Source organism: Bergeyella porcorum (genome assembly GCF_042427575.1).
GTDB lineage: Bacteria > Bacteroidota > Bacteroidia > Flavobacteriales > Weeksellaceae > Bergeyella > Bergeyella porcorum.
In genome coordinates this window covers 206,941-218,255 of sequence record NZ_JBHMFD010000007.1, presented here as the reverse complement: position 1 = coordinate 218,255, position 11,315 = coordinate 206,941, and the positions used below count along the sequence as shown (strand labels likewise).

The window sequence follows — 11,315 nt, the reverse complement described above, 5'->3', positions numbered from 1 at the left end:
ATGAGAAAATACACAGATAATTCCGTACTACAAGAGTTTATTGAAACCAATAATGTTTCAGAAATAAAAAAGGAACTTATCAATAGCATTATCTTTCTTTTAGGTAATCGGGAAGAGATTTATAAAGCCATAGCAGAAGCAGAAACCAAAACCGATTTCGCCTTTGAAGAACATCAGGATATTACCTATGATAATAAGGAATCTACTGAGTTGTTGTATTCTGAAATAAAGCATACACTACTGAGAGAAAACTATTCCAGAGAACGCTTTGAGGAACTTATTGATACTTATCACAAAGCTTATAGTAATATTTCTGAAAAAGTACAAGAAGAAGAAAAAACTACACAATATTTTAGAGAACCTATAAAAGAACGCGATACAGAAGAAAAAATTAATCTTGTGCATATTATAGGAGGTGCTATCGTTGCTGTTATAACAGGTTATATCATCTATAAAATCATTAAATATTATGAGTAAAGAATTAAATCTATATAATCCTAACATAGAAATTAATAATATAAAGTTTGACTTTCAAAAACTGTATCTCAATGAGGAATTTTCTATTGTTCCCTCAGGTTTATCATTGTCGATAACAGATAATGAATTGAGAAATATTCGTTTTTTTCATTCGACCAAGTTTGTATATGAAAAAGACATCAAAATCTCGTATAAGCTGAGTTCTGTATTCACAGCATTGCACTCCGTAGAAGCATCACTAATTGTGAAACTTATTTCCGATGGAAAAAAGTGTGACATTTTAGTAGGTGTAAAATCAGATACCCGTATTACGGACAAGCAGAAAGTTTTGGCAGGAGCCATTACAGGGAATTTCCCAGGGAGTAGTTTTTCCAATAAAGAAAAACCGCTTTCTAATGATGAGGTAAAAAGAAATAATAAAAAAGTATTTGGCAATTGCAAGGAAATCACCGCAGTGGTAGGAATTCCCTCCATTAAAAACAAGGAAGAAGAACATTTCATACAAGGCATTGAAAACCTAATTTTAGGAATGAATGGAAAGGCTTTTTCGGCTTTATTCATTGCAGACCCTGTGCATTCTACGGTTGTAGAAACCACTATTGATGCCTATGAAAAAGTGTACAGTGTGCTATCCAGCGAGCAGGAGTTTGTAACCACAGATGGCACAAATGAATCTACTTCTACCTCTACAAGTCTTTCTACAAGTGCTTCGGAAAGTAAAACCATAGGAACATCTATGAGTAATACTAAGGGGAAATCTGAAAGCACATCGGAAAGTAATACCACAGGAGAAAATAAATCAACAAATATTACTAAACAACCTTGGATTGGGAAGAAAAAATGGTTGGCTATTGTAGGAGGGATAACAAGGGGTACTTCAACAAGTACATCATCTTCTACTACAACAGGAAAAACCTTTGGAACCAATACATCAGAAACTTTCGGTACCAATGAATCTGAAACAAAAGGAACTTCAAAATCTACTTCTGAAAGCAACAGCAATACCCAAGGCACTTCTACCTCTTTACAAAAAACATTTACCAATAAGAAAATGGTAAACTTTTTAGAAGATTTAGAACTCCAAATCAAACGCCTAAAACAAGGAAAAGGCACAGGATTTTGGAATATAGGGGCTTACTTTATATCGGAGGAAGAACAGAATAGTGTTATTGCTGCAAATATCTATAATGGCGTTATCAAAGGAAGCGAGTCTAATTTTGAAACCAATGCCATTAAGACCTACAATGCTCTAAATAAAGAAGAAAGAGAAAAAGTAGTACAATATCTTACCCATTATGAAATCCCACAGATAGAAGACTATGGCTATCTTGCACAGGCTGTTACCACAGATGAGATGACCATACAGATTAATTTCCCGCACAAGTCTGTTATAGGATTAGATGTGGTAGAGGTTACTCCTTTTGGCAATAACCCTTACTATAACGATGAGAAAAGCATAAAAGTAGGAAATCTATACAATTATGACCAAGAATATTCTATTCCTATTACTTTGGATTATAATAAATTCACCAGCCATATTTTTGTAACAGGGAGTACAGGCTCTGGAAAATCCAATGTTACTTATAATCTCATAGATAAGCTACTTAAACAAAACATTACTTTTCTTGTAATAGAACCTGCCAAAGGCGAGTATAAAGATGAATTTGGGGGTAGAAAAGATGTATCCGTATATGGAACAAATTCCAATTATACAGAATTACTGAAAATCAATCCGTTCCAATTCCCTGATGGCATACATATTTATGAGCATATTTCTCGTTTCATAGAAATTCTAAATGCTTGTTGGCCTATGGAAGCCGCAATGCCTAATTTGCTAAAAGAAGCGGTAGAAGACGCTTATATTACCAAAGGTTGGATATTAGATGAATCCCGCTGTATTTACGGGAAACAATTTCCTACATTTTCAGATTTATTAAAATCTTTGGAGAGAATTATTCAGCAAAGTAAATTTTCACAAGAGATTAAAAGCAATTACGAAGGAGCATTGGTTACTCGGGTGCGTAGTATGACTAACGGAATCAATCGTCTGATTTTTACGGAAAAAGGACTATCAGATGAAGAATTGTTTGATAAAAATGTGATTGTAGATTTGTCTCGTGTGGCATCTTCGGAAGAGAAAGCTCTTTTTATGGGGCTTATCTTTATGAAACTCAACCAATATCGTATTGCTACAAAACAAGGCAATAATAGTGATTTAAAGCATATTACCATAATAGAAGAGGCTCATAATCTATTAAAAAGAACCTCTACCGAACAAAGTAATGATGGGGCTAACCTTGCAGGAAAATCAGTAGAGATGATTTCTAATGCCATTGCAGAAATGCGTACTTATGGTGAGGGTTTCATCATTGCAGACCAAGCACCAGGGCTTTTGGATATGTCTGTCATACGAAATACGAATACTAAAATCTGCCTTCGTCTTCCTGATTTTGAAGATAGAAAATTGGTGGGAAATGCAATGAATCTATCCGATGAACAAATCAAAGAATTGGCAAGCCTTGAAAGAGGAGTTGCCGCCATTTATCAAAACGATTGGCAAGAAGCTATTCTCTGTAAGTTTGATAAATACGAATCTAATAACAAAGAGTTTATACATCATCCTAATCAAAATGAAAGGTCTGAAAGCATACAACATTGTATTTCATTATTGGATTCTGTAACAGAGTATGATGATAGCAAATTAAAGAAAATAAATGATACGCTTCTATTTGATTTCTTTTCTAAACATTTGATTTTAATAGTGAATAAGGAATCATATTCTGATAATTTGAAAAAGAATGAACTTATCAAAATCTTGAAATCAGCTCTACAAATCAATGATGAGCAATCCAAAAAAGTACTCCAATATTTCTTAATCCAAATATTAGGTGCAGAAGAAGATACGAGTAGTAAGGAAATAATAAGAAAAATAATGACTAAAATTTAATTATTATGGTAGAAACACTAGCATTAAAATTAGCATTAAAAGTAGCCGAAGCAGCTTCAAAAGTAGCCGAAGTTGCAAATCAGGTAGGGGAAAAAGCAGTAGAATCTGTAAAAAATGGCGAAGGATTACAAAAGTTTATGGAAAATGGTAAGACAGAGATGAATTCTCCATCGGAAGGCTTGAATGAAAGCCTTTCCCCAGAGCAATCTTCAAAGTTCTCCGAAAATACCAACAAGTTAGATGAACTACAAAATAAAATAGAGCAATCTCCAGAGGAAGTTTCTAATAATATAGAAGACTTTTCTTCGGAATTCAATGAAGCAAAAACCAATTTATCTGAGGTGATGAATTCCGTAGATAGTCAATCTATATCTACGGAACAAAGAAATACTTTTTCAGATGTCATTAAGCAAATAAATGAAATAGGAAAAGCTCTTAACAAGCTCCCTATTTCAGAGGCAAATGAGACAGGTACAGGAGAGGATAATGAGAATACAGATAATAACGAAAGTGAATAACATACTATGAATTTTGAGAAAACAAATACTTCCGCCACAGAAGTAAAAGGAAAAGAAATCACAGGAAATTCTATGGAAGGGGTTAGCTCCAAGCTTTCCCCTGAAAATTCTGAAAAATTAGAGGGAATTCAGAATAAAATAGACAAATTGCAAGACAAAATAGAGCAAGATCCCAATAAAGTTGTAGCAGAAAAAGATAATTTTATTTCTGAACTTAAAGATGTTGAAAAAAGTTATGATGTTATTAAAGATGAATTAGCACAAGGAGAAAATCCTTCATCCATAGAATCTATTCCTCAGTTGAAAGAAATTTCTATGCAATTAAAGGAGGTGAAAGACAAACTTAATCAACTAGAAACTGAACAAATTGAAAAACCGATTTTCCTACCTGTTGTAGGAGATAAATACAACGAAGGAATTAATGGTAAAAAAGTTATGATCCTTGCAGATAGTCATTATTTGGGAAAAGAAGATATGGAAATCTATCATAAGGATAAAACCGATGTTCGTATTTCTGGGATAACGAAAAATGTAGTTGAACAGTACACAAACTATATTGATGGAAATGGAGAACACCACTCTTGGATGAACACTTATACCAAAGGATATAAAGTTTTGGGTAATCAGGATATGAGTAAAAGTGAGATAAAGGATATAATAGACAGAACCACTTTCTATAACTATGTTCAAACTCCTATGGGTGGACCACGAGAAGCACCTTCTCTGATTGATTACAAAAACGCGGAACAACCTCTTAGAAATGTTCTCAAAGAGTCACAGCCAGATGTTGTAGTTGTATGGGGAAATAGGTCTTGGGATTCTTTACCAGAAGATTTAAAAAATAATAAAAACATTTCATTTGTTCAGATAACCCATCCATCGGCGTCTTCTTTTAACTATCAGAAAGAATATGAAAAATTAAAGGACATTTTATAGATTTTTATCAAGGTGTAGTTTTACAGAGAAATTCAGAAGTATATTCAAAAAATTAAAAAATAATTTCTTAACAGCCGTACTTTGTCGTTGTAGAGACGCAATGCATTGCGTTTCAATGATAAAAAAATAAAATGGATTAAAATGATACAATACATTGCCAATGAAGAGCATTATTCCAAGGTTTTAGAAAAAGCCAAAAAGGTAAAGAAAAGCCTATGGATAGGCACTGCGGATATAAAAGATGTATATGTAAAGGCTGGGATAGAGAGTACCCAGCCTTTTCTCTCGGTGTTATCTACGCTGATAAAAAACGGCGTAGAGGTTCGTATGCTTTTTGCCAAAGAGCCTGGGCAAAATTTCCGTAAGGATTTTGATAAATATCCCTTGCTTATCCAGTATTTGGAAACTGCCATTTGCCCAAGGGTTCATTTCAAGTTTTTTGTTTTTGATGAGAAGGAAGTTTATCTCGGCTCTGCTAACCTCACAGGGGCAGGAATAGGAATGAAAAGCAAGAACAATCGCAATTTTGAGGCAGGGATACTCACCACAAACCCCGAGATAGTAGAAAAGGTAATGAATCAGTTTGATGAGGTATGGAACGGAAGCCAATGCCCAAAATGTGGCAGAAAAAAATACTGCCCAATGCCCATAGATAAAATAATTTAATTTTTTTGAATTTATTCTCCATACGGACGCATTTTGGCGGTATTAGGTTCTAATTTTGTACCATAATTAAAAAAAGCAAAATTATGGTTTATTTAGAAAATTTTAGGTTTCCTAGTATAGGGTCAGAGGAAACGGAATTGCAAAGATTTGTTACATCAAGAGAAAATAAGGCTCTTAAAGGAGAAAGAAACTATGGGGTTGATTTTTATATGAGAAGCGTATATCCTTTTGGATTAATGTCTGGCATAGGATTACATTCCTTAGATTTTGAACCAATTACCATTCTCTACGGAGGCAATGGGTCTGGTAAATCCACAGCACTGAACATCATTTCCAACAAGTTACAAATCCCAAGAACTGCCCCTTACAATACCACAAAATGGATGAAAGAGTATTTGAGGTTATGTAAGTATAAAACAGACCTTAGCTGGACAGGAGAGGAATATGATATGACGGGTAAGAAACAAGGCAAATACAATATTTCTGAAATCTCTAAAATGATTACTAGCGATGATATTTTTAAGTATATGCTAGAAAAACGCTGCCAAACCGAACAAAAAATCTTCAAAAGTCAAGCCTTAGTTTCCCAATTTATTAATTATACACCACCTCAAAAAATGAACTTTGATACAGGAGAAGGAGTAGATGAGTATATAGAATATAATAAAGTGAGAAAACTATCTGCTTCCAAATTCTTAGAAGAAAAAATAGGCAAAATAGAAGACGGCTTTTCTAATGGTGAAACCGCTCTAATGTACCTCTTTGAGCAGATTGCAGAGCGAGGGCTTTACATTCTAGACGAACCAGAAAATAGTATGTCCTGTGAGTATCAGATGAAATTGGCAGAATATTTATCTCTTGTCGCAATGGGAGGTTCCCAACTCATTATCGCTACACACTCGCCGTTTTTATTGTCCATTCCCAATGCCAAGATTTATAACCTAGATGCCGCTCCTGCCACATTATCCAAATGGAACGAACTAGAAAATATGAAACATTATTTCAACCTTTTTGAAAAACACAGAGATGAATTTTTATAAAATCTCGTATTGAACGAGAAAAAACAACCCTACGAGGTTGCTTTTTTTTATAATAAGAGCTTCACAAAATCAGAAGAAAGCAATAACATACACCAATTCCCCCTCTTTTCTCCCTTCCTTCGGAGGGGTTGGGGGAGGAAGGGGTGCCGTAGGCGGGGTGTTAAAAATGTAGGGGCTTATTGCGTACGCTCACTATACTAGCCTACAACGCTATATAGGCAGTAGGATAGTAGGAGCAAATCGCAATCTACCCAAAACAATCCCACTCCCCCTCCAAAAAAAATCATCCCATCTCCCCATCCTCCCATTACCTCATTTCCAAATTTTCAAATTTCTAAATCCCCAAATTTCCAAAATCTTCAAATATTCTTTAAAAATCTCTCAAAACCACCTACCTTGAACAAACCTTGGAGCTACCTTGGAAGAACCTTGGAGAAAGATAATAAAAATCTCGTTTTTAAATTTGTAATAAAAGCGTTGTAAAATAATCAAAAACGCAATCAGCAATAAGGTAAAATACGCCTTTCTACCATCATATCGCCATCTCATCTCATCGGTTCTGTTGTTATAACCTAAATATCTAATCTCTGACCTCTGTTTTCAATTTTTATTCATTATTTTTGCATCTCAAATCAATATTTTATGGCAAAGCAGGAAGATGTTTTCAAAAATGTGGTTTCCCACGCAAAGGAGTATGGTTTTATATTTCCAAGTTCAGAGATATATGATGGGCTTTCGGCGGTTTATGATTATGGTCAGAACGGTGTAGAGCTCAAAAATAACATCAAGCAATATTGGTGGAAAGCAATGGTGCAGCTCAATGAAAATATCGTAGGGATAGACTCTGCGATACTGATGCACCCTACCACTTGGAAGGCATCGGGGCACGTGGATGCTTTTAATGACCCTTTGATTGATAATAAGGATTCTAAAAAACGCTTTCGTGCCGATGTGCTGATAGAAGATTACTGTGCAAAGCTGGAAGATAAAGCCCAAAAAGAGATAGATAAGGCGGCGAAGCGATTTGGTGAAGCGTTTGATAAAGCCCAATTTGAAAGCACCAACCCAAGGGTTTTGGAGTATAGAGAAAAGCAAAAAACAATTCTTGAAAGAATGGCGAGATCTTTGGAAAACGAAGATTTGGCAGATGTAAAAACCTTGATAGAAGAACTGGGAATAGCTGACCCAGAAACGGGATCTAAAAACTGGACGGATGTAAGACAGTTTAATTTGATGTTCGGGACAAAATTGGGGGCTTCCGCAGAGAATGCAATGGATCTCTACCTAAGACCAGAAACGGCACAAGGGATTTTTGTAAACTTTCTCAATGTACAGAAAACCTCCCGTCATAAACTTCCTTTTGGGATTGCGCAGATAGGAAAAGCATTCAGAAATGAAATTGTGGCAAGGCAATTTATTTTCAGAATGAGAGAATTTGAACAGATGGAAATGCAATTTTTTGTAGCTCCAGGAACAGAGTTGAAATTCTATGAAGAATGGAAGCAAAAACGCCTCAATTGGCATTTGGCTCTTGGGCTTGGTGAGGAAAACTATAAATTTCACAATCACGAAAAGCTGGCTCATTATGCCAATGCAGCAGCAGATATTGAATTCAAATTCCCATTTGGATTTAAAGAATTAGAAGGTATCCACTCGCGTACTGATTTTGACTTGAAAGCCCACGAAGCTCATTCTGGTAGAAAACTTCAGTTCTTCGACCCAGAAAGAAACGAAAGCTATGTGCCTTATGTGGTGGAAACCTCCATTGGATTGGATAGAATGTTCCTAGCATTGCTATCCCATTGCTTGAAAAACGAGACTTTGGAAGATGGCTCAGAGAGAACTGTATTATCGCTACCGCCAGCGTTAGCTCCGGTGAAAGCGGCTATTTTACCTCTGATGAAGAAAGATGGTTTGGGAGAATATGCAGAGAAGATTTTCAATGATTTGAAGTATGATTTCAACTTGATTTACGAAGAGAAAGACAGTATTGGTAAGCGTTATAGAAGAAATGATGCCCTTGGAACGCCATTGTGTATTACTGTGGACCACGATTCTCTTACCGACCATACCGTAACGCTAAGGGATAGAGATACAATGCAACAAGAGCGTGTGCCAGTCTCTGAGCTTAGAAGAATCATCGATGAAAAAGTCAACTTTAGAACGCTATTGTCTAAAATTTAGATAGAAGCAGAATATAACAAAAACCACCTCGGAAATATCTCTAAGGTGGTTTTTTGATTATGAAAAGATTAAAGTATTTGTTTTGTTTTAGAATGTTACCGTGTTGGTTTCTTTTCCTTTGGTGAAGTTCATTGTTTTTTGTTTGCCTTTGTAGGCGATGTTTACCACATTAAATTGTTTAGGGTAAGCATCAAACAAGATGGAATTTCTAATTTTCAATGAAGAAATTTCTCCTACGCCAGAAGCTTCAAAATAGACCCAAACCGACTCGCCATTCACTTGGCTTCCTGTAAAGGTGATGTTTTTAGGAGCGTCATTCACTGCAACATCAAAGTTTCTATTGATGTATTTTTTTACTTCGGCTTCAAATGCTGCCGTCTCTGGTCTGATGCCAATGGCATTAGAAATGTGAGAGGTATTCAGCTTGGTGGTAAATTTTAATGTCTTATTGCCTTCGGAATAATCTACCTTCGTCATAGACGAGAAAAAGTCTGCACTGTAAAAGCTCATCACTAGAGCTGTTAAAATCACTAGTGGAAAGATGTATAATAATTTTTTCATTTTTTTTCTGTTTTTATCCGACTTAAAAAAGTCTTATCTCATTGGGGTCAAATAATATGCCAAGTTAGAAATTAACATTGATGGTGTACTTCTCATAAAACGCCTTGATGTGAGCTACAGCCTCATCTGCAGTATCTACGATACGATAAAGATTAAGGTCGTCCTCTGCAATTAATCCATTTTTTACCAAAGCATTGCGGAACCAATCCAGAAGTCCACTCCAAAACTCTGAACCTACCAATACGATAGGGAATTTTGCAATTTTATGGGTTTGAATCAATGTTAAAGCTTCTGAAAGTTCATCTAAAGTTCCAAAGCCACCGGGCATTACGATAAAGCCTTGGGAATATTTCATAAACATTACTTTTCTCACGAAAAAATAATTGAAATCTAAAGAGTAGTCTTTATCTATATAAGGGTTAAAATGTTGCTCAAAAGGCAATTCTATATTAAGGCCGATGGATTTGCCACCTGCTTGATAGGCTCCTCTATTCCCTGCTTCCATAATACCAGGCCCACCTCCAGTGATGATGCCAAATCCTAAGGCTGTGATTTTTTCAGCAATCTCCACCGCCATTTTGTAATATGGGTCTTCTTCCTTCAGTCTTGCTGAACCAAAGATGGAAACGCAAGGTCCTATTTTTGCCATTTTCTCGTAGCCATCTACAAATTCGGACATAATTTTGAAAACCATCCAGCTGTCTTTGGTAATGGTTTCGTCCCAAGTTTTTTCTTTGAAATGGCTCTGAACGCGTTGGTCTATTTCTTGCTCATTTCCTGCAACGGCTTTTGTAAGTCCTTTTCCTCTTTTTATTTTTGACATATTGGTTGTTTTATCATTTTGATTATTTAAAATATTGTTCTGCTTCTGCTATGGATTCTGGCTTTCCCACATCTATTAAAGTAGCATTATGCTGATAGCCTTTTAGCTGATAATCCTTCATTAAATCAAGGTATTCTTCCATAATGGAAAATTTTCCCGTTCGGCTCATTGCTTTTAAAAGATTGGTATTGATGCAATGTACTCCGCTGAAAGCGAGGGGTTTTAGGTTTTTATCTGTGTTGTTCAAAATGGTTTCTCCTGTGGTTTCATTTCGCCAACCTTGGAGAGCCATTCCATCATCAAAAAGCAATTTTCTGGAACTTTTCCTATCGGAAACCGCTAATGAAACGAAATTTTCAGAGCTCAAGTGAAAGTTAATGAAATCGTGTATATTCAAATCAGTAAGAATATCGGCGTTCATTATCAGAAGATGCTCTTCTTGTTGAATGTACTCTTTGGCAAATACCAAGGCACCTCCCGTTTCTAAAAGCTCTCTGCTCTCATCAGAGATTTCAATATTAGCGTTGAAATTTTTATTTTCTTCTAAAAATTCCACAATCTGTTCGCCAAAATGATGGATATTAATGATAAAATCATTAATGCCGAACGATTGCAAATATCTGATGTTTCTTTCCAAAAGAGCCACGCCATTCACTTTTGCCAAAGCCTTGGGGTGCTGGTCTGTAAAGGGTTTTAGGCGAGTGCCTTTTCCTGCTGCGAAGATAAAAGCTTTCATCGGCTATGGGTTCAATTGTGGCTGTTCATCGTGAGTTACTGTTACATTGGCTTGCGGGTATTTTTCTTTTAGGTATTCGCCCATTTTTATCGCTGAATAAACACTGCGATGCTGTCCGCCCGTGCAACCGAAGGAGACCTGTAAGTTTTCAAACCCCCGTGAGAGGTAGTTGTCAACGGAGATGCTTACAATGCTCTTTGCTGAAGCTAAGAAATCTGGCATTTGGGTGTTTTGTTCAAGATATTCTTGTACGGGAGCATCATTACCCGTTTGGCTTTTGTACTCCTCTATTCTACCAGGGTTTAAGATGCCTCGGCAATCAAAAACGAAGCCGCCGCCGTTATCGGTATTATCTTTGGGAATGCCTCCTTTTTTGTATGAAAAACTATGAATATCTATGTTTAAAATGCTCATTTGTATATAATTA

Annotated in this window: 11 protein-coding genes; 7 read left to right on the top strand and 4 right to left on the bottom strand. The window is 35.9% G+C overall.

The annotated features are described in order from the left end of the window. The 7 genes from ACFFUE_RS04320 to ACFFUE_RS04290 all read left to right on the top strand — a co-directional run bounded on the left by ACFFUE_RS04320 (position 1) and on the right by ACFFUE_RS04290 (position 8,768). Positions 1-477 (top strand): hypothetical protein, encoded by a 477-nt coding sequence (locus tag ACFFUE_RS04320; protein WP_376832976.1) that lies wholly within the window; start codon positions 1-3, stop codon positions 475-477. After that, the gene (locus tag ACFFUE_RS04315) at positions 470-3,424 is read left to right on the top strand and encodes an ATP-binding protein (RefSeq protein WP_376832975.1); all 2,955 of its coding nucleotides are present in this window, start codon (positions 470-472) and stop codon (positions 3,422-3,424) included. Before ACFFUE_RS04320 ends, ACFFUE_RS04315 begins: the two co-directional genes overlap by 8 nt. 5 nt (positions 3,425-3,429) lie before the next feature. Further along, a complete protein-coding gene (locus tag ACFFUE_RS04310) occupies positions 3,430-3,942 on the top strand; it encodes a hypothetical protein (protein ID WP_376832974.1) in 513 nt (170 codons plus the stop codon). 6 nt (positions 3,943-3,948) lie between these two features. Continuing rightward, on the top strand, positions 3,949-4,878 hold the full coding sequence (locus tag ACFFUE_RS04305) for a hypothetical protein (protein WP_376832973.1): 930 nt from the start codon (positions 3,949-3,951) through the stop codon (positions 4,876-4,878). 141 nt (positions 4,879-5,019) lie between these two features. Further along, on the top strand, positions 5,020-5,544 hold the full coding sequence (locus ACFFUE_RS04300) for a phospholipase D-like domain-containing protein (RefSeq protein WP_376832972.1): 525 nt from the start codon (positions 5,020-5,022) through the stop codon (positions 5,542-5,544). Positions 5,545-5,627: 83 nt separating this feature from the next. After that, entirely contained in the window at positions 5,628-6,584 is a 957-nt protein-coding gene (locus ACFFUE_RS04295; RefSeq protein ID WP_376832971.1) for an AAA family ATPase, read from the top strand. Between the two features lie 642 nt (positions 6,585-7,226). Next, positions 7,227-8,768 (top strand): glycine--tRNA ligase, encoded by a 1,542-nt coding sequence (locus tag ACFFUE_RS04290; protein ID WP_376832970.1) that lies wholly within the window; start codon positions 7,227-7,229, stop codon positions 8,766-8,768. 87 nt (positions 8,769-8,855) lie between these two features. Here the strand turns inward: ACFFUE_RS04290 and ACFFUE_RS04285 are convergent, their stop codons facing one another. The 4 genes from ACFFUE_RS04285 to ACFFUE_RS04270 all read right to left on the bottom strand — a co-directional run bounded on the left by ACFFUE_RS04285 (position 8,856) and on the right by ACFFUE_RS04270 (position 11,302). After that, positions 8,856-9,329: a DUF6702 family protein gene (locus ACFFUE_RS04285; RefSeq protein WP_376832969.1), complete on the bottom strand. Its 474-nt coding sequence runs from the start codon at positions 9,327-9,329 to the stop codon at positions 8,856-8,858. Between the two features lie 64 nt (positions 9,330-9,393). Then, positions 9,394-10,152 (bottom strand): LOG family protein, encoded by a 759-nt coding sequence (locus ACFFUE_RS04280; protein ID WP_327983811.1) that lies wholly within the window; start codon positions 10,150-10,152, stop codon positions 9,394-9,396. A gap of 22 nt (positions 10,153-10,174) precedes the next feature. Next, positions 10,175-10,888 carry a nucleotidyltransferase family protein gene (locus ACFFUE_RS04275; RefSeq protein WP_376832968.1) on the bottom strand — a complete coding sequence of 238 codons (714 nt, stop codon included), beginning with the start codon at positions 10,886-10,888 and terminating at the stop codon, positions 10,175-10,177. 3 nt (positions 10,889-10,891) lie between these two features. Next, positions 10,892-11,302, bottom strand: a complete 411-nt coding sequence (locus ACFFUE_RS04270; protein ID WP_376832967.1) for a RapZ C-terminal domain-containing protein — start codon at positions 11,300-11,302, stop codon at positions 10,892-10,894. Between the last annotated feature and the right edge of the window lie 13 nt (positions 11,303-11,315).